This is a genomic window from Streptomyces sp. NPDC054887 (assembly GCF_053610585.1).
The window spans coordinates 81,199-101,735 of record NZ_JBSGYQ010000017.1; the positions used below are offsets into that span (position 1 = coordinate 81,199).

Consider the following 20,537-nt stretch of genomic DNA (forward strand, 5'->3'; position numbering starts at 1 on the left):
GAATGAGACGGGCATGGCCGCAGTCGAGATTCCCGATGTAACCGTGATCATCGGTGCGTACGAGGCGATGCCTTACCTGATCCCCTGTTTGAAGTCGGTCGAGGCTCAGACTCTGGGCGCCGACCGCATAGAGATCGTGGCCGTCAACGACGGCTCGACCGACGGGACCGGAGACTATCTCGACGAATTCGCAGCCAGGAGCAAAGTCGCCACCCGCGTCGTTCACCAGGAGAACTCCGGTGGACCCAGTGGCCCCCGCAACGTAGGTCTCGACATGGCCCGCGGCCGCTATGTCTTCTTTCTCGACGCCGACGACTACCTCGGCGAAGAGGCGCTGGAGCGCATGGTCGCCATGGCCGACCGCAACGGCACGGACGTCGTACTCGGCAAGATCGAGGGCGTCGGGCGCGGTGCGCCGAAGTCCATGTTCGGCCGCACCCTGGAACGTACGGACCTGTTCTCCTCCAACATCAAGTTCACGCTCAGCGCGGAGAAGCTGTTCCGGCGCGAGCTGCTGGAGAAGCACCGCATGCGCTTCGATCAGCAGCTGTATACAGGCGAGGACGCGCGCTTCACCCTTGAGGCGTATGTGCGAAGTTCCGGGGTGTCGATCGTCGCCGACTACGTCTGCCTCTACATCGTGCGCCGCGACGACGGCAAGCACATCACGCAGAGCGGCAGTTACGAGATGCGCTTCGACTCGGCGACCGCCCTCATGGATCTCATCGCCGACTTCTTCCCGCCCGGCGACCAGCGGGACGAGCTGATGATCCGCCCCTTCGTGATCACACTGCTGCCGCAGTTCGACCACCGCTGGCTGAAGGGGAAGCCCGCCACCCGTCAGCACAAGCTCGACCTCGCGCAGCCGCTGACCGACAAGTACTGGACGCTCGGCGTGGCCCGCCGGCTGAAGGTCCCCGAGCGCCTGCGGATGCACTACGTCGCCGAGGGGCGGGCCGATCTGCTGGCGGAGCACCTGACGTTCCTCCAGGAGAAGAAGGTGCCGGAGGTGGTCCGCAAGGGCCGCCAGGGCAAGCCGTACCTGGCCTACCCGCACTTCGGCGACAAGAAGGCGGGCGTGCCCGACGAGATGTTCGCCGTCACGGTCGCGGAGTGGGTCGACGGGGTGCGCGTGAGCGCGCCCAAGGCCGGCAAGCCGAAACCATCCTTCGCTCGCCGCGTGGTCCGCAAGCTGCGCCGGATGGCGCGCGGCGCGGTGGCGGGCCGTCCGGTGAGTTCCTGACGGCAGGTCACCCGTGAGCGGTCCGCGTCCCGTTGTCCCCGGCAGGGGGCGGCGGGACGCGGCCGTCCCGGCCCCGGCCGCCCGCCCGCCGGTGAGCCGCACGCCGTCCACGGGGCGAAATGCGCGGGCGGCGTCCGGAGCGGCTCACGTACATTGCGGGGAGAACCGGGCGAGCAAGAGTGGGGACTGTACGTGTCAGGGGCAAGGCAGGGCGTTTCACAGGCCCGCAGGATCGTTGTGAAGGTCGGCTCCTCCTCACTCACCACGGCGTCGGGAGGGCTGGACGCCGACCGCGTCGACGCGCTCGTCGACGTCCTGGCCAAGACGCGCAGCGGCGGCGAGAAGGAGATCGTCCTGGTCTCCTCCGGCGCCATCGCCGCCGGACTCGCGCCGCTCGGGCTGGCCCGCCGCCCCAAGGACCTCGCCAGGCAGCAGGCCGCCGCCAGCGTCGGCCAGGGCCTGCTCGTCGCCCGCTACACCGCCTCCTTCGCGCGCTACGGCGTGCGGGTCGGCCAGGTGCTGCTCACCACCGACGACACCAGCCGCCGCGCCCACTACCGCAACGCCTACCGGACGCTGGACCAGCTCCTGGCCATGGGCGCCGTCCCCGTCGTCAACGAGAACGACACCGTGGCCACGGACGAGATCCGCTTCGGCGACAACGACCGGCTCGCCGCCCTGGTCGCCCATCTCGTACGGGCGGACCTGCTGGTGCTTTTGTCCGACGTGGACGGGCTGTACGACGGCGACCCCAGCCTCCCGGGCACCTCGCGCATCGACGAGGTGCGCGGCCCCGGCGACATCGCCCACGTGTCCATCGGCAGCGCGGGCAAGGCGGGCGTCGGCACCGGCGGCATGGTGACCAAGGTGGAGGCCGCGAGGATCGCCGCCGCCGCGGGCATCCCCGTCGTCCTCACCTCCGCCAGCCACGCGGCCGACGCCCTCGCCGCCCGCGACACCGGCACGTACTTCCGTCCCACCGGCCGCCGCAGCGCCGACCGGCTGCTGTGGCTTGCGCACGCCTCGACGCCGCAGGGCGCGCTCGTGCTCGACGACGGGGCGGTACGGGCCGTCGTCGAGCGCCGTACGTCGCTGCTGCCCGCCGGAATCGCCCGTGTGGAGGGCGAGTTCAGCGCCGGCGACCCGGTGGAACTGCGGGACACGGCCGGCGTGGCGGTCGCCCGCGGGCTCGTCAACTACGACTCCAAGGAGATCCCGCAGCTGCTCGGCCGCTCGACGCGTGACCTGGCCAAGGAGCTCGGTCCCGCATACGAGCGAGAAGTCGTACACAGGGACGATCTGGTCGTTCTCCACACCTGAATCGGCTGAAAGACCGGCCCCGCGGCAGAGACCTTCCGGAAAACCGCCCCGCGCCAGGCCCAGGACTGGTCAACTTTGTTGCGGGAGAAACAGCGCGGGGTACGGCACAGCAACGCATTACAGGAGGCCGCCGGTGAGACGAGCGCGTCCGGGGGCGCTGCCCCGAGGGACGGCCGAACGAGCCCTGACCAGTGTCGGGGCGGGCGCGGACTTCGGTGACGCCCCGGAGCCGGGCCAGGGGCCCGTACCCGTCCAGGAGGCCCACGGCACCCGGGAGGCGTCGAGGCTGTGGCACATCACCCTCAGCGTGTCGGGCGCCGAGGCGCCGTTGCAGGAGGTCAGACGAGGGCTCGAACAGCTCGCCCACGACCATCCCTTCCTGCTGACCAGCAGGTACGCCAACGATCACGCCGAGATCCGGTACTGGGAAGAGGCCCGCGACCTGCACGACGCGGCGGCCGTCGCCCTGCGCCTGTGGGGCGAGCACCGGTCGACGTCGAAGCTGCCGCCCTGGGAGATCGTCGGCCTGGAGGTCATCGACCGGGACACCTACCACCAGCGGGTCGCCGAGGGCTACGGCCCGCCGCCGGCGGCGCCGGTCGGGGTGCATCCGTACTGACGGGGCGGCCGGCCGCGTGTCGCAAGCGACGGCTGTCCGCGCGCCGGGCCGCGGTGACCCCGCAGGCCGCCTGGACGGGCTGCCGAGTACGGCGGTGCGCCCGTGGCGGGCCGCCGGTGGTGACCGGCGGGGCGGGCCGTGGTGGCCTGCGGCACGCTGTTGCCCGCTATGACATTCAGGGCGGTCGCGCCGCGGCGGGTGGCCGTGACGAGTTGGCTGGCCGTGACGAGCCGGGCGGCCGGGTCCGGTCGCGGGCGTCTCGCGGGCCGGGACAGCCGGTGAACGCCCGCAGAGCGCGCATTACCCTGCGTGTATGACCTCGCAGACTCCTCCCGCCGGCACCGACACGACCGTGGCCGCCGAGTCCCCCGTCACGCTGACCGCCCGGCGGGCCCGCGCCGCCGCCGACGCGATCGCGCCACTTCCGCGCTCCGCCAAGGACGCCGCGCTGCTGGCCGTCGCCGACGCGCTGGAGGCCCGTACGGACGAGATCGTCGAGGCCAACGCCCAGGACGTCGCCAAGGCCCGCACCGCCGGTACCAGCGAGACGGTGATCGACCGGCTGACCCTGACCGCCGAGCGCGTCGCCGCCATCGCGTCCGACGTCCGGGACGTGGCGGGGCTGCCCGACCCGGTGGGCGAGGTCGTGCGCGGCTCCACCCTGCCCAACGGCATCGACCTGCGGCAGGTCCGCGTGCCGCTCGGCGTCGTCGGGATCATCTACGAGGCCCGGCCCAACGTGACCGTGGACGCCGCCGCGCTCTGCCTGAAGTCCGGCAACGCGGTGCTGCTGCGCGGCTCCTCGTCGGCGTACGCCTCCAACACCGCCCTCGTCGGGGTCGTGCGCGACGCGATCACCGGGGCCGGCCTGCCCGCCGACGCCGTACAGCTCGTGCCGGGGGAGTCCCGCGACTCGGTCCGCGAGCTGATGCGCGCCCGTGGTCTGGTCGACGTCCTGATCCCGCGCGGCGGCGCCTCCTTGATCCGTACGGTCGTCGAGGAGTCCACCGTCCCCGTCATCGAGACGGGCACCGGCAACTGCCACGTCTACGTGGACGCCGCGGCGGACATCGACATGGCCGTGGACATCCTCGTGAACTCCAAGGCGCAGCGGCCCAGCGTCTGCAACGCGGCCGAGACGCTCCTCGTCCACCAGGACATCGCGGGCGCCTTCCTGCCGCGCGCGCTGGACGCGCTCGCCGAGGCGGGCGTCACGGTGCACGGCGACGAGCGGGTGCTGCCGTACGCCGAGGGGTCCAAGGCGGCCGTCGTGGCCGCCACGGACGACGACTGGGAGGCCGAGTACCTCTCGTACGACATCGCCGCCGCCGTCGTCGACTCGCTGGACGGGGCCGTCACGCACATCCGCCGCTGGACCTCCGGGCACACCGAGGCGATCGTGACGACGTCACAGGCCGCGGCTCGCCGGTTCACCCAGTTGGTGGATTCGACCACGGTCGCCGTGAACGCCTCCACCCGCTTCACGGACGGCGGTCAGTTCGGCTTCGGCGCCGAGATCGGCATCTCGACGCAGAAGCTGCACGCCCGTGGCCCCATGGGTCTTCCGGAGCTCACCTCGACGAAGTACATCGTGACGGGCGACGGCCACACGCGTTAGCGGACACGGCGGACCGGTCCCGCGACGTTTGCGGGTTCCCTGCCCAAAACGACCGTCCAGGTCTACGCTGAACGAGTGCCGGACGACGTGGGGGGCAAGCCGTTCCAGGACGGCTGGGAGCCCGACGACGACCGCGGAGGCGCGGACGAGGACTTCGCCCCCGTGGTGTTCGACGAGGACTTCGTACGGGCCGCCGAGATCCATGAACCGACCGCCGTCGAGCGGCTGCTGGCCGCTGCCCAGGCGCGCGCCGAGGCCGAGGCGAGCCGGGCGAGGGCCGGCCACGTCCCCCCGGACGACGACCTGTACGACGACGGGTACGGCTCCGGGTACGGCTCCCGGGAAGGCGGCCACGACGGCGCGTACGGGCCGCTGGACGGCGACGACGCGTACGACGACGACGCGGGCCCGTACGGGCGGCACGGGGGCGCCCTGCGGCCCTACCGGGGACAGGCGCGCTGGTACCGGCCGGTGGCGTGGATGCTGGCGCTGCTGATGGGTATCGGGATGGTGGCGCTCGCCTTCAGCGCGGTCTACCGCGGTGCGTCCCAGGGGCGCGACGAGCAGGTGCCGCTGCCCGCCACGAGCGACAACTCCCGGCCGGGCGGGCCGGTGGGCCCCTCCGCACCGGTGGAGTACACCCCGCCCGCGGCGTCCGCCGTGCCGCGAACCGCGCCCTGAGAACGCCGCCCCCAGTCCCGAGGCCCTCCCGGCCGGGCCGCGATCACGCTGCGTGAGCGAAGTCGTCGCAACTGCCGCGCACCAGCGCGTTTACCTTCCCCTCCGCCGACCTACTCTGAAGGTATGGCAGGGCACGGCGAGCCACCTGAGGGGGCGCCCGACGGCCTCCCGGGCGGCAGCGACGACGAGTACCGGTCCGTCGTCTTCGACGAATCGTTCGTCCGCGCTGCCCGCCTCCAGGAGTACTCCGCCCAGGAGCGCATGAGCGACCACGAGAAGGCCGTCCGCAGCCGGCCCGGGTGGAACGGGCGCGAGCGCGGCGGCGGGCACGGGGGCGCCGGGATCAGGCAGGCGCTGGTGCTCGTCCTGCTGGTGGCCGTCGCCTTCGGTACGGCGGTCTACATGGGCGTACGCCACCCCTACCAGCCGCAGCCCGCCACGCGCGCGGGACTGCTGAGGTCCACGGTGATACCGCTGGCCCCGGAGGGCCAGGTGCCGGGCGGTGAGCCCGCCGAGCTCTTCGAGCGCAGCCCGGCCGCTCAGTTCCGGACCGGCGCCGAAGGCATCACGCTGCCGCCCGCACGGCGCACCGCCCACTTCTCGGAGGGGCAGGTGATGGCCGCGCTCACCATCGCCAAGAACTACCTCACCGTGTCGTCCCTCGATCCCGGCGTACTGAAGGGCTCCACGGTCCGCCCCGTACGCGCGCTGCTCGACCCGGACCAGCTGGCCCAGTTCGACCGCAGCTTCACCACCCCGGCCGACGACGGCAGGCACGCCGCCACGGGATGGCTGGTCCGCTTCGACCCGGCGAAGGTGACGCTCGCGGCCGCGGCGCCGCGCGTCGACGGCGTCCTGCGCATCGAGGAGACGGAGTCCGACCGCCTCGAAGTGACCTCGGACCACACCTTCGTCTACGCGCTGCGCCCCGCGGCCGGCGCGGCCGGGGACAAGCGGGCGGACGGCGCCTCGCTCTTCACCGTCCGCCGCGAGCTGCACCTGCGCTTCGACCGCGACGACCTGCGGACGCACCGGACCGAGCTGCTCGTCTCGTACGCCCAGGTCGGTCCCCAGGCGTGCTCGGCCGACGGGGCGGCCCACCTGCGGCCGGTGCTGGCCGGCCAGCGGGCCCCCGACGGAGGACCGGCCGGGACCGACCCGTACGCGACGGGTCCGGCCACGGCGGCCCTCTGCGGCGCCCTCGCGCCGGGCGCGATGCCCAGCCCGCGGGGCGGCGGCTAGCCCTTGCCGCCGGCGGAGCCGGTGCCGCTGCTTCCGTTGCTGCCGTTGCCCCCGGTGCTGCCGGTGAACACGTCCCGGAGCTTGCCGCCCAGGTCGCCGGCGCCGCCCGCGATGTCGCCGACGAGCTTCATCAGCGGGTCCTTGCTCTGACGGACCGTGTCGGCGTAGTGCGACGCGGACTCCCGGAAGGAGTCCGTGACGGAGGTGTCGCCGTCCTCGTCGCGCTTCGGGTAGTGGCCGTCCATGATCCGCTGGTAATCGCGGCTCTCCGACCACTTCTTCAGCTCGGCCGCGCGGACCGTGGTGAACGGGTGGGAGCGCGGCAGTACGTTGAGAATCTTCAGGACGGAGTCGCGCAGGTCGCCGCCCGCCTCGTACTCCTCGGCCTGCGCCAGGAACGCGTCCACGTTCATCTCGTGCAGGTGGTTGCCGCCGGCGATCTTCATCAGACCGCGCATCGACGCCTGGAGGTCCTGGCCGACCAGCAGGCCCGCCCGGTCGGCGGAGAGCTCCGACTTGCGGAACCACTCGCGCAGCCCCGTCACGATCGTCATGATCGCGATGTTGCCGAGGGGGATCCATGCGACCTTGAGGGCCAGGTTGGTCAGGAAGAGGAGGATCGTCCGGTACACCGAGTGGCCGGAAAGGGCGTGGCCCACCTCGTGGCCGACGACCGCCCGCATCTCCTCCTCGTCGAGCAGCTCGACCAGGCCCGTGGTGACCACGATGATCGGCTCGTCGAGACCGATGCACATGGCGTTGGGCTTCGGGTCCTGCGTGACGTACATCGGAGGGACCTTCTCCAGGTCCAGGATGTGGCAGGCGTCCAGCAGCATCGCGTGCAGGTGGGCGAACTGGACTTCGCCCACCCGCACCGAGTCGGAGAGGAACAGCAGCCGCAGGCTGCGCTCGGGAAGCAGCCCGCTCATCGCCTTGAACACGGTGTCGAACCCGCTGAGCTTGCGCAGGGCCACCAGGGCCGAGCGGTCCGCCGGATGTTCGTACGCCCGGGACGAGATGCCCGGGAAGCGCCGGCGATTGCGGCTCGGTACGTTCTCGTGAATGCCGTCGGTCATGGTTGGCCCCCTGTCTACGAGTGTTTCCCGTCCCCCTGACCGCCTCAGCGTATGTGCTCCCGCACGGCACGCTCGGCCGGTTCGCCGGGCCGGACATGGCGTGAACGACTGAGTCGGCGTGAGCGTGCCCGCACCGCCCGCATACGATGTCCGCGAAGTCTCCGCTCCGACTCCCGATAGGTCCTGCCGAAGATGAGCCTCCACAGCACCGCCGCCTCCCTCGTGACCCTTGCCTCCGGTGAGGGCGGCGAGCACGGCGGGAACCACGAATCCCTGAACCCCTACCTCACCGGTGGAGGCGCCCTGCTCGCGCTCCTCCTGCTGCTGTGGATCACCACGCGCTTCAACCGCGACCGCTGAGGCGGGGCCGCGAGACGGGGCCAGTAGGCTCTGCACGCATGGGAGAGCAGCAGAGGCCGAGTGGTTCCGCCAAGCGCCGACTCGGCGTGATGGGCGGGACGTTCGATCCGATCCATCACGGACACCTGGTGGCCGCCAGCGAGGTGGCCGCCCAGTTCCACCTCGACGAGGTGGTGTTCGTGCCGACCGGGCAGCCGTGGCAGAAGAGCCACAAGCACGTCTCCCCCGCCGAGGACCGGTATCTGATGACGGTCATCGCGACGGCGTCCAACCCGCAGTTCTCGGTCAGCCGGATCGACATCGACCGCGGCGGTCCGACGTACACCATCGACACGCTGCGTGATCTGCGCGAGCTGAACAGCGACTCGGACCTCTTCTTCATCACCGGTGCCGACGCCCTCGCCCAGATCCTCACCTGGCGGGACGCCGAGGAGCTGTTCTCGCTCTCCCACTTCATCGGGGTGACCAGGCCCGGCCACGACCTGACGGACGACGGGCTGCCGAAGGGCGGTGTGTCCCTGGTGGAGGTGCCGGCCCTGGCAATCTCGTCGACCGACTGCCGGGCGCGGGTCGCGGCGGGAGAGCCTGTCTGGTACCTCGTTCCGGACGGTGTCGTCCGCTACATCGACAAGCGCGCGCTGTACCGCGACTGAGCGGTCGGCCCGGCCGTACGGGGAGCACAGACAAGCAGGGAGAGGGGCACCGGTGAACGACCGAAACCACCCGTACGACCCGTACGCGCAGGATCCGTACGCCCAGCAGCCGCAGATCATCGGCTACGACGCGTACGGGCAGCCGGTGTACCAGCAGGACCAGCAGCAGGACCGGCCGCAGCCGCAGCAGTACGGGCAGCAGCAGTACGACACGGGACAGCAGCAGGGGTACGGCTACGACCCGTACGCCCAGCAGCAGCCGTCGTACGACCCGTACGGGCAGCAGCAGGACCAGCAGCAGTACGGGTACGTCGACACCGCCCAGCAGCAGCAGTGGATCCCGCAGCAGGCCGCGCCCGCCCCGGCGCCCGCTCCCGCACGCGAGCCCGAACCGGTCCGCGAGCCGGTCCGTGAGCCGGTCCGTGAGTCCGCCGCCGTTCCCGAGCAGCGCCGTCCGGCGAACGAGTACGCCACCGAGCAGTTCTCCTTCGTCGAGGAGCCGGACGAGAACTCCGAAGACGTCATCGACTGGCTGAAGTTCACCGAGAGCCGCACCGAGCGCCGCGAGGAGGCCAGGCGGCGCGGCCGCAACCGTGTCGTCGCCCTCGTCGTGGCGGTCGCCCTGGTCGTGGTGGGCGGTGTCGGATACCTCTGGTACGCGGGCATGCTGCCCGGCCTCTCCGGCGAGAAGGCGGCCCCCACCGCGGCGTCGGGACCCCAGAAGCGCGACGTGATCGCGGTGCACCTGCACACCACGAAGGGCGCCACCTCGACCGCGCTGCTCGTGAACAACGCCACCACGCGACAGGGCACCACCGTCCTGGTCCCGAACTCGCTCTCCGTCGCGGACGAGGACGGCACCCCCACCACGGTCGGCAAGTCGGTGGACGACGACGGCACGGCGGGCACGCGCGAGGCGATCGGTTCCGTTCTCGGGACGCGTATCGGCGGCACCTGGCGGCTCGACACGCCGTACCTGGAGAACCTCGTCGAGCTGGTCGGCAACATCGAGATCGACACGGACACCGACGTGCCCGACACCAAGAAGGGCGCGTCGCCCGTGGTGCGGCAGGGCAAGCAGCAGACGCTGAGCGGCCGGATGGCCGTCGCGTACGCCACCTACCGCGCGCCCGGCGAGGCGGAGGCCGGGCAGCTCCAGCGGTTCGGGCAGGTCATGCAGGGCGTACTGAAGAAGATCTCCGACGACCCGCAGGCCGCGACCACCACCGTCCGCACGCTGGCGCAGATCCTCGACCCGTCGCTGCCCGAGAAGGACCTCGGCGCCTCGCTCGCGAAGCTCGCCGAGCACGCCAAGAGCGGCGACTACGAGACCGCCCTGCTGCCGGTCCAGCCCGACGGCACGCTGAGCGATTCCGCCGCCGACAGCGTGGTGAAGGACATCCTCGGCGGTACGGCCAGCAGCCCGGAGCAGGGCGCGGCGGTGCGCGTCGGGGTCCGCAACGCGCACGGCGACAGGGACGCAGCCGAGACCGCCAGGATCGCCCTGGTCAACGGTGGATACACGTATCTGGACTCCGGAAAAGCCACCGCCCCCATCACGTCGTCGCAGGTCAGCTATGGCGACGCGGACAAGAAGGCGGCGGCAGAGGAGGTCGCGAAGACGCTGGGCCTGCCGCCGGGCGCGGTGCGCAAGGGGAAGGCCGCCGCGAACGCCGACGTGACGGTCGTACTGGGCCAGGACTTCACCGTGAAGTAATGCCGTCGGGGCTGTCGGCGGTCCGTGAGACCCTGGAGGTGTCTCTGACCGCCGACGAAAGCCTGCTAGTGACCGCCACTGACCGTTCCATCGAGCTCATCAACGCCGCCGCACAGGCGGCCGCCGACCGGCTCGCGCACGACATCATCGCCTACGACGTCAGCGATGTGCTGTCCATCACCGACGCCTTCCTGGTCGCCTCGGCGCCCAACGACCGCCAGGTCAAGTCGATCGTCGACGAGATCGAGGAGCGGCTGAACAAGGAGCTCGGCGCGAAGCCCGTGCGTCGCGAGGGCGACCGCGAGGCCCGCTGGGTGCTCCTCGACTACGTCGACATCGTCGTCCACGTCCAGCACAGCGAGGAGCGCGTCTTCTACGCGCTGGAGCGCCTGTGGAAGGACTGCCCCGAGATCACGCTTCCCGAGGACGCCGTGAAGACCCGGGGCCGGGCCGAGGAGCACGCCAAGCTGCGTGCGTCCGGTGAAGTGGACGGAGACCTGAGCTGAACGGCAGCGACGCCGCGACCGGCAAGAAGGGCCGGGGCCGCCGCATCGTCCTGTGGCGGCACGGCCAGACCGCGTGGAACCTGGAGCGCCGCTTCCAGGGCAGCACCGACATCGAGCTGACCGAGACTGGCGTCGCGCAGGCGCGCCGGGCCGCCAGGCTGCTCGCCTCCCTGAAGCCGGACGCGATCGTCGCCTCCGACCTCAAGCGGGCGGCGGCCACGGCCGGTGAGCTGTCGGCGCTGACCGGCCTCGACGTGACGCACGACGCAGGGCTGCGCGAGACGTACGCCGGCGCCTGGCAGGGACTGACGCACGACGAGATCATCGAGCGGTTCGGCGAGCAGTACGCGGCGTGGAAGCGCGGCGAGGCCGTGCGGCGCGGCGGTGGCGAGCTGGAGACGGAGGTCGCCGACCGGGCGGCTCCCGTCGTGCTCGCGCACGCCGACAAGCTGGTCGACGGCGGCACGCTGGTCGTCGTCAGCCACGGCGGCACCATCCGCACCACCATCGGCCGGCTCCTCGGTCTGGAGTCGTACCACTGGGAGGGCCTCGGCGGGCTCTCCAACTGCTGCTGGTCGGTGCTGGGCGAAGGCGCGCGCGGCTGGCGGCTCCTGGAGCACAACGCCGGGACGCTCCCGGAACCGGTGCTCGGGGACGACGACTGACGGATTTCACTTTCTGGCAGGTCGCAGGCTAAAGTTCTTCTTGTTCGCAGCGCACAGCGCAGAGAACAGCGGGGCTATAGCTCAGTTGGTAGAGCGCCTGCATGGCATGCAGGAGGTCAGGAGTTCAATTCTCCTTAGCTCCACAATCGGATCCCGGTCCCTCCTCCAGGAGGGGCCGGGATTCCTCGTTGTACCGGTCCGGGGATTGCTTCCACGGGGGCGCGCAGTTCCAACCGGCTTGCCGGTAAGGGCTTTTGCGCAGCTCCGGTGGCCGGGGCACGCGTACCGCGCCCGGTCCGTCCCCCGGCCGCACCGGACAGAACGCGCCGGGACGCATGCGTACGCCGGTGCGCTGTGGGTATGTGCCCTGCGCCCGCCGCGCGCCGATCTTCGAAGCTGTGGCGGACCTCCTGCGCTCACGCCACTGACCCCCTTGCGGAGCCATGGCAGAATCGGACCCGCCGGAGGGGGACGACGGTCTGATGGGGAGGGAGAGCGCGATGCCCGCGAGCATCCTCGATGCGGTCCGTGGTCTGCCCGGCAGCGACAACGGAGGTATCTCGTACGTGTGCACGGCCTGCCGCCACAGCTGGACCTGAGTGATGGGCGCACACAGGCGGAAATGCGACTGGTGCGACAGTGGCACGCCCATCGTCAGGGACATGGAACCCGTCAACGCCGACTATCAGTACTGGTGCGAGGAATGCGCCCGGGCGCTGATCATAAAAGGCGACCCCATCGAGACGTACCGCGAACTCGAAGGGGAGCCGATCTACGGACGGCTGCTCGACGAGCACTGCACGCTCAAGCGCTTCTACTCGTTCGCCACGGCCTGACCGGTCCGCACACGGCGGCCAGCGCGGCGAGGGCGACGAGCGGGTAGAGCGCCGAGAGCGCCATCTGACCGATTCCCTGGGCGAGTTCGGGCCGTCCCGGGCCGTGCGGAACCCACCACAGGGCGTACGAACAGAACACCGCGCCAGTAGCCACCGCGGCCCCGCCGCGGCCGCGCGCGGCCAGCAACAGGACCGCGGGCACGCACCACACCCAGTGGTGCGACCAGGACACCGGGCTCACCAGGAGCGCGGTCACCGCGCAGGCGACCACCGCCCCGGCCCGCTCGCCGCGCAGTTCCGCCGCCACCGCCACCGTGACGCCCGCCACGGCCGTCACGCCCGCGGCAACGGCCCACCACACGCCCGGATCGCCGGTGTGCAGCAGCCGGGCCAGCACGCCCCGCAGGGACTGGTTGGCGGTGTCCTCGGCGTGCCCCACCCGGCTCGCCTCGAAGACCATCCGCGTCCAGTAGCGGTACGAGTCGTACGGCAGGACGGCCGCCGAGGTGACGGTGGCCGCCAGGAAGACGGCGGCGGCGGTCCCGGCCTGGCGGAGCAGGGGGTCGCGGGCCGGGCCGCGCAGGGCGCCGCGTGACCGTACGAGACCGGCGACCAGCAGGAAGACCGCGAAGAGGGCCGGTGTGAGCTTCATCGCGGCGGCGAGCCCGATGCCCGCCCCGGCCCAGCGGTGGCCTTCGCGGCGGGTGAGGTCCCACAGCACGGCCGTCGCCAGGAGCAGGTTGACCTGCCCGTACCGCAGGGTCGTCCACACCGGTTCGCACCAGACGGCGAGCGCGGCGGTCAGCAGGACGGCGACGGCGCTCTCGCGGCCCACCAGACGCAGGGAGAGGCGCACGAGCCCGACGAGCAGCAGGAGGTTCGCCGCGGTGGCGAGAAGCCGCATCTCGGGAACGCCGAGGAGCGTCAGCGGGGTGAACAGCAGGGCGGCGAACGGAGGGTAGGTGTTCGGCAGGTTCGCCTCGGTGGCCCGCATCGCGTAGAGGTCCTGGCCCGCCCGTACGGTCTCGCCCTCGGCCCGGTAGACCATGAGGTCGATCATCGAGACTCCGGCGGCGGCCTGGGCGGCCCAGAAGGCCGCGAAGGACAGCAGGCAGACCGAGCCGGCGGCGAGTATCGGACGCCGGGCGACGGTGGGGCGGGCGGCTGCGGTGTGCGCGGTCACGGTCACGCTGGCTGACAGTACCGGGCGTATGGGGACAGAACGGGTGTGCGGACAAAGGATTTGGTGGAGCACCCGGGGGACCGTGTAATGTTGGCGGAGCCGCCGGGGAAACCCGCAGGGCGGCGGAACGCAAGGGGCTATAGCTCAGTTGGTAGAGCGCCTGCATGGCATGCAGGAGGTCAGGAGTTCAATTCTCCTTAGCTCCACAGGACGAAGGTCCCCCGGTCGAATCGACCGGGGGACCTTTTTATGTTCGGGGTGCTCACGGGCGCACGGGCGCACGGGCTCCCGGGCCCCGGAGCTTTGGGGCTCCGGGGCTCACGGGACTCCTCGGCCTCAGCCTCTGCCGCTGCCCAGGGCCTTGCGGCCGGCGGACGGCAGCGCGGGCCGCGACGGCCGCTGCGGGGCTTCCTCCTCGATGCGCAGCGCCAGCGCGGGGCACCGGCGTACGGCACGCTGCGCGCGGCCGCGCAGGTGCACCGGAACCGACGCGTCCGCGAGCGCCGGGTAGCCGTCGGGGCCGAGCCGGATCAGCTCCGGGACGATGTCCGCGCACAGGCCGTGGCCCTTGCACAGCGTCCAGTCCACCGCGAACTTCTCGCCGCTCGGGATGCCCTCTTCCTCGTAACCGGGACCCGGCAGCGGCAGGACGCCCGTCGTCTCGCGGCCGCACCCGCCGCCCAGGACGTGCGCCGCCAGGTCGTCGGTGAAGGCGTTGAGGGTGGAGACGAAGAAGCGCACCGAGCCGTCGGGGTGCTTGCACGCGCCCCGGCCCTTCACGGCCTGCGTCACCTCGCGCAGTGCCTCCAGGGCCGCCTGGCCGCCGCCGTTCAGCACGTCCGACAGGCCGCCGGCGGCGGCGGGCAGCCCCAGGCGGCAGGGGCCGCACTGGCCGGCCGTCTCGGCGGCCAGCCAGTTCGCGACGCGCAGCGACTCGCCCAGCGGGCACGTCTCTGGGCCGATCGGGAGGATCGCGCCCGCGCCGAGGGCGCCGCCGAAGGAGGCGAGGGACTCCCGGGAGATCACGGCGTCGTGCGCGGCGACCGCGTCGATCCAGTTGCCGTGGTAGCCGCCCGTCAGCACGCCCTGCGGGAGCGGCGGGGCGCCGGCCATCTGGAGGACGTAACGCAGCGGCACGCCGGTGGGGACCTCGACCACCATGGGGCGGGAGACGGCGCCGGACAGGGTGAGCATGACCGTGCCCGGCTCGTTCTCCAGGCCGGTGTGGCCGTACCGGCGGGCGCCTATGCGGGCGGCGACGGCGAGCTGCGCGAACGTCTCCGTGTTGGACAGCAGCGTCGGCGCGCCTCCCACGCCCGTCTCCGAGGCGCGTTCGCGGCGTCCGGGCGGCAGCGCCGGCCCGCCGTTCGCGGCGCGGATCAGGGACGAGGCCTCGCCGGAGACCATGCGTTCCGGGGTGCGGACGATCCGCGCGCGCAGTTGCTGGCCGCGCCGGTCGGACAGTCCGCGCTCGGCGAAGGCCGCGCGTATGGACGCCTCCGTCGAGTTGCGGGTGACGCCGACGATCAGGGTGCGGGCGCCGAGCGCCTCGGCGGCCAGCAGGGCGCCGTCGAGGGCCAGGTGGGGGGCCCGGTTGAGCAGGACGGTGTCCTTGCGGCAGGCGGGCTCGCCCTCGCTGCCGTTGATGACGACCACGGGGCGCACTCCGCGCCGGATCGACGCCTTGGCGACCGCCCGCAGTTTCTTGCCGAAGGGGAAGCCGGCGCCGCCGCGCCCGCGCAGCGAGATGTGGTCGGCGAGCTCGGCCAGGCGCTCCCCGCCCATCGGCTCCAGGGGGCCGTGCACCTTCAGGTGCATGCCGAGGTCGAGGCGCTCGACCAGGTCGAAGCCGGTGGTCAGCTGGGGAAGGCCGACTACGCGTACTTCGGGGACGTCGGGAAGGGGGACGTTCAACGTCGGTCTCCTGCGGGTGCGTGCCAGGGCTCTCCGGCGGCGGGCCGGTAGAGCGGACCCGGCGCGGGCTCGGTGGTGTCGAGGGGGTGGTGGAGCGGCCCGGTGGGGGTGGCCGGGGCGTCCGGGTCGTACGCGGGAACGCCGGGTGCGGCGTTCCGGCTGTTCCAGGGAGCGTCGGTTGCGGGCGCGGCGCTGTTCCAGGGAACGTCCGTTTCCGGGTTCGAGCTGTTCCAGGGAACGTCGGTTTCGTGGTTCGGGCTGTTCCAGGGAACGTCGGTTTGCGGCGAGGAGCTGTTCCAAGGGGCGTCGGTTTCGGGGTTCGGATCGTTCCAGGGAGCGTCGTTCCGGCTGTTCCCGGGAGCGTCCGGTACGCCGTCGGGGCCGTACCCGGGCAGGTCCGGAGCCGGGACGGCTCCCGGGCCGTACGCGGCGCGGTCCGGGTCGTAGGGAGGGCGCGCGGCCTGCGCGGGGGGCGGGGGCGAGGGAGTGGGCCAGCGCGGGGGCGCGGGCGCGGCCTGGACGGGGATCTCCTCCGTCATGGGGATCTGTTCCGCGAGGGGGATCCGTTCGGTGGGCGCCGACGCGGCCGAGGCCGACACGGCGCGGTACCCGGCGGATATGCCGGTGCCTGTCCCCGCGCGTAGACCGTCCGACGAGCGCCCCGCCTCGTACAGCGGCGGGGCCGGTGCGGCGAGGCGCTGCGGCTGGGCCGGCGGCGGGTCCTCCCGGAACAGCGGCTCGGACTGCGGCCGCGGCGGCTCCGGCGGCGGTGCGAACCCGCCGCCCGGCAGCGGCGACACCGAGGAGTCGCGGGGCGCCGCCTCGGGCGCGGCGGCCAGGGAACGGGAGGTCACCAGAGCCACCACCCGGTCGGCGATCGTCCGCTTGAGCGGCGGAGGAAGCAGGCGCAGCGAGAGGGCGCCGACGACCGCCGTGAGGGCCAGGGCGTACATCGTGACGACCCATCCGGCGGCGGGCCGGCCCGCGAACAGGCCGTGGACCAGGGCCGACCCCCACGCCGGGTACGCGACCATGTGCAGCGACCGCCAGCGGCCCGCGATGCGTCCCGGCGTGGCGAAGGCGCTGCGCAGAGCGCCGGTGGAGGCGGCGACGACCATGAGGATGCCGGCGAGCGAACCGAAGCCGATGAGGCCCGACGTACCGCTGACGCCGAGGCCGAAGGGGACCAGGGCGCCCAGAAGGGCGACGTGTCCCAGCGCCACCTTGACCGTGACGTGCAGCAGGAGGAAACCGATGGACGCGACCGCGGTGGCGCGGTGGATGCCCTGGGCGAGGAGCCGGTGGCGCGGCCGCAGCAGCAGCCGGTCGGTGGCCAGCAGGCCCCAGGCGACGGCGGCGGTGAGGGAGACCAGGGACAGGACGCCGGTCGTGAAGTCGAGCGCGGCGCGCAGGCTGTCGCTGCCGAAGACGGCGAACAGCGGTATGAGGATCAACGCCGCGGCGGTGAGGCCTCCTTGCGCGGGACGGCTCAATGGAGGGAAAGCCAGAGAGGTTTGAATTTTTCGGTGCGGGTTCATGAGGGGCGACTCCGAATGGTTCGGCAAAGTGGTCCCGTTGCCGCATGCTAGGTCGGCCCATACCAAGCAGTACGAGCTTTGGGGGTTTAGCGTTCAGGAAGAGCGAAAACTTGCTCGGGCGCTGCCCCGGATAGGGCCGATACGCCGAGTAACCCCAAGGGCAAGGGGTGACCGGTCCGTGGGACGGACAGCCGATGCGTCCGGCTCGGCCGCTGCGGTACCCTGACGCCATGCGTGCCGTACGCCTTCTGCTTAGCGAGCCGCGCTGATCAGTCCCGACGGATGAGAGATCCGGTCGGAATCGGCGCGGCGTCCCCTCCTGTGCGAGGGGATTTTTCATTGGCTGAACGTCACAGATCATTCGCTGTACGTCACAGCCTGAATGTCGCAGCCGCTGGCAGAGACGATCGATGGAGCTTTGAGGATCATGAGCGAGACGAATTCCGCTGCCGAGGTGGCAGCGCCGCACCGCTACACGGCCGCGATGGCCGCTGACATCGAGGCACGCTGGCAGGACTTCTGGGACGCGCAGGGCACGTACGAGGCGCCGAACCCCAGCGGGGACCTGGCGGGCGACCCGGAGCTGGCCGCCAAGCCCAAGAAGTTCATCATGGACATGTTCCCGTACCCCTCGGGCGCGGGACTGCACGTGGGCCACCCCCTGGGTTACATCGCCACCGACGTGTACGCCCGGTACCAGCGCATGACCGGCCACAACGTCCTGCACACCCTGGGCTTCGACGCCTTCGGCCTGCCCGCCGAGCAGCACGCGGTCGCCACCGGCACGCACCCCCGGGTGTCGACCGAGGCCGCCATGGACAACATGAAGCAGCAGCTGCGCCGGCTGGGCCTGGGCCACGACAAGCGCCGCTCCGTCGCGACGATCGACCCGGACTACTACAAGTGGACCCAGTGGATCTTCCTGCAGATCTTCAACTCCTGGTACGACAAGGAGGCGGACCGCGCCCGGCCGATCGCGGAGCTGGTCGCGCAGTTCGAGAGCGGGGAGCGTACGACGCCGGACGGGCGCCCGTGGAGTGAGCTGAACGCCGCCGAGCGCGCCGACGTCCTGGGCGAGCACCGCCTGGCGTACGCCTCCGACGCGCCGGTCAACTGGGCGCCGGGCCTGGGCACCGTACTGGCCAACGAGGAAGTCACCGCCGACGGCCGCTCCGAGCGCGGCAACTTCCCCGTCTTCAAGGCCAAACTGCGCCAGTGGAACATGCGCATCACCGCCTACTCCGACCGCCTGCTGAACGACCTGGACGGCCTGGACTGGCCCGAGGCGATCAAGCTGCAGCAGCGCAACTGGATCGGGCGCAGCGAGGGCGCGCGCGTGGACTTCCCGGTCGGCGACCACGCCATCACCGTCTTCACCACCCGTCAGGACACCCTGTTCGGGGCGACTTACATGGTGCTGGCGCCCGAGCACGACCTGGTCGAGAAGATCGTCCCGGCCGCCTGGCCGGAGGGCACGCACGACGTGTGGACCGGCGGTCACGCCACCCCGGCGGAGGCCGTCGCCGCGTACCGCGCACAGGCCGCCTCCAAGTCGGACGTGGAGCGGCAGGCCGAGGCCAAGGACAAGACCGGCGTCTTCACCGGCGCGTTCGCCGTCAACCCGGTCAGCGGCGAACAGGTCCCCGTCTTCATCGCGGACTACGTGCTGATGGGCTACGGCACCGGCGCCATCATGGCCGTACCGGCGCACGACTCCCGCGACTTCGCCTTCGCGCGCGCCTTCGAGCTGCCGATGCGCTGCGTCGTCGAGCCGTCGGACGGGCGGGGCACGGACCCGGCCGAGTGGGACGACGCGTTCGCCTCGTACGACGCGAAGATCGTGAACTCCGCCGGTGACGACATCTCGCTGGACGGCCTGGGCGTCGTCGAGGCCAAGGCGAGGATCACCGAATGGCTGGCCGCGCGCGGCATCGGTGAGGGCACCGTCAACTACCGGCTGCGCGACTGGCTGTTCAGCCGTCAGCGGTACTGGGGCGAGCCCTTCCCGATCGTCTACGACGAGGACGGCATCGCCCACCCGCTGCCCGAGTCGATGCTGCCGCTGGAGCTGCCGGAAGTCGAGGACTACTCGCCGCGCACGTTCGACCCGGACGACGCGAACACCGTTCCCGAGACGCCGCTGTCGCGCAACGAGGAGTGGGTGAACGTCACCCTGGACCTGGGAGACGGTCCGAAGAAGTACCGGCGCGAGACCAACACCATGCCCAACTGGGCGGGTTCCTGCTGGTACGAGCTGCGCTACCTGGACCCGCACAACAGCGAGAAGCTGGTCGACCCGGCGGTCGAGCAGTACTGGATGGGGCCCCGCGAGGGCATGCCGCACGGCGGCGTCGACCTGTACGTCGGCGGCGCCGAGCACGCCGTACTGCATCTGCTGTACGCGCGGTTCTGGTCCAAGGTGCTGTTCGACCTGGGGCACGTCTCGTCGGCCGAGCCGTTCCACAAGCTGTACAACCAGGGCATGATCCAGGCGTTCGTCTACCGCGACGCGCGCGGCATCGCGGTCCCGGCGGCCGAGGTCGAGGAGCGCGACGGCGCGTTCTGGTACCAGGGCGAGAAGGTCAGCCGCGTCCTGGGCAAGATGGGCAAGTCCCTGAAGAACGCCGTCACCCCGGACGAGATCTCCGCCGAGTACGGCGCGGACACGCTGCGGCTGTACGAGATGGCGATGGGCCCGCTGGACGTGTCGCGGCCTTGGGACACCCGTGCGGTGGTCGGCCAGTACCGGCTGCTGCAGCGCCTGTGGCGCAACATCGTCGACGAGACGACGGGCGAGGTCACGGTCGTCGACACGGAGCCCGACGAGGACACGCTGCGCGCGCTGCACAAGGCGATCGACGGGGCGGGCCAGGACATGGCCGGGATGCGTTTCAACACCGCCATCGCCAAGGTCACCGAGCTGAACAACCACCTGACCAAGGCCGGCGGCCCGCTGTCCCGGTCGGTGGCCGAGCGGCTGGTGCTGCTGGTCGCGCCGCTGGCGCCGCACATCGCCGAGGAGCTGTGGCGCAAGCTGGGGCACACGGACTCCGTGGTCTACCAGGACTTCCCGGTCGCGGACCCGGCGTACGTCGTGGACGAGACCGTGACGTGCGTGGTGCAGGTCAAGGGCAAGGTCAAGGCGCGCCTGGAGATCCCGCCGACCATCGGTGACGACGAGCTGGAGAAGCTGGCGCTGGGCGACCCGGCCGTGGTCGCGGCGCTGGGCGGCGCCGGGATCCGCAAGGTGATCGTGCGGGCGCCGAAGCTGGTCAACATCGTCCCCGCCTGATCGCGGCGCCCGGCCTCGCCCGGTGGGCGGGGCTGCGGTGATGGGCTCGGGCCTGTGGGCCCGGGCTGCGGCGG

Annotated in this window: 18 protein-coding genes and 2 tRNA genes; 16 read left to right on the forward strand and 4 right to left on the reverse strand. The window is 71.7% G+C overall.

What is annotated here, in order from left to right:
* Positions 1-13: 13 nt before the first annotated feature.
* The 6 genes from ACWGH0_RS12735 (at position 14) to ACWGH0_RS12760 (ending at position 6,723) form a co-directional block, all read left to right on the forward strand.
* A complete protein-coding gene (locus ACWGH0_RS12735; protein ID WP_453404180.1) occupies positions 14-1,243 on the forward strand; it encodes a glycosyltransferase family 2 protein in 1,230 nt (409 codons plus the stop codon).
* 192 nt (positions 1,244-1,435) lie between these two features.
* Positions 1,436-2,563: a glutamate 5-kinase gene (gene proB / locus ACWGH0_RS12740; RefSeq protein ID WP_453404181.1), complete on the forward strand. Its 1,128-nt coding sequence runs from the start codon at positions 1,436-1,438 to the stop codon at positions 2,561-2,563.
* A 133-nt stretch (positions 2,564-2,696) separates the two neighbouring features.
* Positions 2,697-3,182, forward strand: a complete 486-nt coding sequence (locus ACWGH0_RS12745) for a hypothetical protein (protein WP_453404182.1) — start codon at positions 2,697-2,699, stop codon at positions 3,180-3,182.
* Positions 3,183-3,495: 313 nt separating this feature from the next.
* Positions 3,496-4,800: a glutamate-5-semialdehyde dehydrogenase gene (locus ACWGH0_RS12750; protein WP_453404183.1), complete on the forward strand. Its 1,305-nt coding sequence runs from the start codon at positions 3,496-3,498 to the stop codon at positions 4,798-4,800.
* Between the two features lie 75 nt (positions 4,801-4,875).
* Positions 4,876-5,481 carry an SCO2584 family spore wall biosynthesis protein gene (locus ACWGH0_RS12755; protein WP_453404184.1) on the forward strand — a complete coding sequence of 202 codons (606 nt, stop codon included), beginning with the start codon at positions 4,876-4,878 and terminating at the stop codon, positions 5,479-5,481.
* A 123-nt stretch (positions 5,482-5,604) separates the two neighbouring features.
* Positions 5,605-6,723, forward strand: a complete 1,119-nt coding sequence (locus ACWGH0_RS12760) for an SCO2583 family membrane protein (protein WP_453404185.1) — start codon at positions 5,605-5,607, stop codon at positions 6,721-6,723.
* On the opposite strand, the gene ACWGH0_RS12765 is transcribed toward ACWGH0_RS12760, so the two are convergent.
* On the reverse strand, positions 6,720-7,799 hold the full coding sequence (locus ACWGH0_RS12765; protein ID WP_453404186.1) for a M48 family metallopeptidase: 1,080 nt from the start codon (positions 7,797-7,799) through the stop codon (positions 6,720-6,722). The two genes, ACWGH0_RS12760 and ACWGH0_RS12765, sit on opposite strands and share 4 nt — an antisense overlap.
* A gap of 192 nt (positions 7,800-7,991) precedes the next feature.
* On the opposite strand from ACWGH0_RS12765, the gene ACWGH0_RS12770 reads away from it, so the two are divergent.
* From ACWGH0_RS12770 to ACWGH0_RS12805, 8 genes are all read left to right on the forward strand, one after another.
* Positions 7,992-8,159 (forward strand): hypothetical protein, encoded by a 168-nt coding sequence (locus tag ACWGH0_RS12770; RefSeq protein ID WP_167518260.1) that lies wholly within the window; start codon positions 7,992-7,994, stop codon positions 8,157-8,159.
* A 38-nt stretch (positions 8,160-8,197) separates the two neighbouring features.
* Positions 8,198-8,812 (forward strand): nicotinate-nucleotide adenylyltransferase, encoded by a 615-nt coding sequence (gene nadD, locus ACWGH0_RS12775; protein ID WP_453404187.1) that lies wholly within the window; start codon positions 8,198-8,200, stop codon positions 8,810-8,812.
* Positions 8,813-8,864: 52 nt separating this feature from the next.
* The gene (locus ACWGH0_RS12780) at positions 8,865-10,529 is read left to right on the forward strand and encodes an LCP family protein (protein WP_453404188.1); all 1,665 of its coding nucleotides are present in this window, start codon (positions 8,865-8,867) and stop codon (positions 10,527-10,529) included.
* A 68-nt stretch (positions 10,530-10,597) separates the two neighbouring features.
* Positions 10,598-11,035, forward strand: a complete 438-nt coding sequence (gene rsfS, locus ACWGH0_RS12785; RefSeq protein ID WP_453404206.1) for a ribosome silencing factor — start codon at positions 10,598-10,600, stop codon at positions 11,033-11,035.
* Positions 11,032-11,700 carry a histidine phosphatase family protein gene (locus ACWGH0_RS12790; RefSeq protein ID WP_453404207.1) on the forward strand — a complete coding sequence of 223 codons (669 nt, stop codon included), beginning with the start codon at positions 11,032-11,034 and terminating at the stop codon, positions 11,698-11,700. Before rsfS ends, ACWGH0_RS12790 begins: the two co-directional genes overlap by 4 nt.
* Positions 11,701-11,770: 70 nt before the next feature.
* A tRNA-Ala gene (locus ACWGH0_RS12795) sits at positions 11,771-11,843 on the forward strand.
* A gap of 300 nt (positions 11,844-12,143) precedes the next feature.
* A complete protein-coding gene (locus tag ACWGH0_RS12800; RefSeq protein ID WP_453404209.1) occupies positions 12,144-12,299 on the forward strand; it encodes a hypothetical protein in 156 nt (51 codons plus the stop codon).
* A 3-nt stretch (positions 12,300-12,302) separates the two neighbouring features.
* On the forward strand, positions 12,303-12,536 hold the full coding sequence (locus tag ACWGH0_RS12805) for a hypothetical protein (protein WP_453404189.1): 234 nt from the start codon (positions 12,303-12,305) through the stop codon (positions 12,534-12,536).
* Here ACWGH0_RS12805 and ACWGH0_RS12810 read toward each other — a convergent pair.
* The gene (locus ACWGH0_RS12810) at positions 12,505-13,719 is read right to left on the reverse strand and encodes a glycosyltransferase 87 family protein (protein ID WP_453404208.1); all 1,215 of its coding nucleotides are present in this window, start codon (positions 13,717-13,719) and stop codon (positions 12,505-12,507) included. The two genes, ACWGH0_RS12805 and ACWGH0_RS12810, sit on opposite strands and share 32 nt — an antisense overlap.
* Positions 13,720-13,852: 133 nt before the next feature.
* Here ACWGH0_RS12810 and ACWGH0_RS12815 point away from each other — a divergent pair.
* Positions 13,853-13,925, forward strand: a tRNA-Ala gene (locus tag ACWGH0_RS12815).
* Between the two features lie 130 nt (positions 13,926-14,055).
* Here the strand turns inward: ACWGH0_RS12815 and ACWGH0_RS12820 are convergent.
* Together ACWGH0_RS12820 and ACWGH0_RS12825 are read right to left on the reverse strand one after the other, a co-directional pair.
* Positions 14,056-15,633, reverse strand: coding sequence for an NADH-ubiquinone oxidoreductase-F iron-sulfur binding region domain-containing protein (locus ACWGH0_RS12820; RefSeq protein ID WP_453404190.1), 1,578 nt, complete (start codon positions 15,631-15,633; stop codon positions 14,056-14,058).
* Positions 15,630-17,087, reverse strand: coding sequence for a hypothetical protein (locus tag ACWGH0_RS12825; RefSeq protein ID WP_453404191.1), 1,458 nt, complete (start codon positions 17,085-17,087; stop codon positions 15,630-15,632). Before ACWGH0_RS12825 ends, ACWGH0_RS12820 begins: the two co-directional genes overlap by 4 nt.
* Before the next feature lie 511 nt (positions 17,088-17,598).
* Between ACWGH0_RS12825 and leuS the strand changes: the two genes are divergently transcribed.
* Positions 17,599-20,463, forward strand: a complete 2,865-nt coding sequence (gene leuS / locus ACWGH0_RS12830) for a leucine--tRNA ligase (RefSeq protein WP_453404192.1) — start codon at positions 17,599-17,601, stop codon at positions 20,461-20,463.
* Positions 20,464-20,537 lie beyond the last annotated feature (74 nt).

What these genes read in the sequence shown, in the direction of transcription:
- ACWGH0_RS12770 (WP_167518260.1), top strand. Translation starts at nt 7,992, where the DNA reads ATGAGCCTCCACAGCACCGCCGCCTCCCTCGTGACCCTTGCCTCCGGT.
- ACWGH0_RS12750 (WP_453404183.1), top strand. Translation starts at nt 3,496, where the DNA reads ATGACCTCGCAGACTCCTCCCGCCGGCACCGACACGACCGTGGCCGCC.
- ACWGH0_RS12760 (WP_453404185.1), top strand. Translation starts at nt 5,605, where the DNA reads ATGGCAGGGCACGGCGAGCCACCTGAGGGGGCGCCCGACGGCCTCCCG.
- leuS (WP_453404192.1), top strand. Translation starts at nt 17,599, where the DNA reads ATGAGCGAGACGAATTCCGCTGCCGAGGTGGCAGCGCCGCACCGCTAC.
- ACWGH0_RS12805 (WP_453404189.1), top strand. Translation starts at nt 12,303, where the DNA reads ATGGGCGCACACAGGCGGAAATGCGACTGGTGCGACAGTGGCACGCCC.
- ACWGH0_RS12735 (WP_453404180.1), top strand. Translation starts at nt 14, where the DNA reads ATGGCCGCAGTCGAGATTCCCGATGTAACCGTGATCATCGGTGCGTAC.
- ACWGH0_RS12765 (WP_453404186.1), bottom strand. Translation starts at nt 7,799, where the DNA reads ATGACCGACGGCATTCACGAGAACGTACCGAGCCGCAATCGCCGGCGC.
- ACWGH0_RS12800 (WP_453404209.1), top strand. Translation starts at nt 12,144, where the DNA reads ATGGCAGAATCGGACCCGCCGGAGGGGGACGACGGTCTGATGGGGAGG.
- nadD (WP_453404187.1), top strand. Translation starts at nt 8,198, where the DNA reads ATGGGAGAGCAGCAGAGGCCGAGTGGTTCCGCCAAGCGCCGACTCGGC.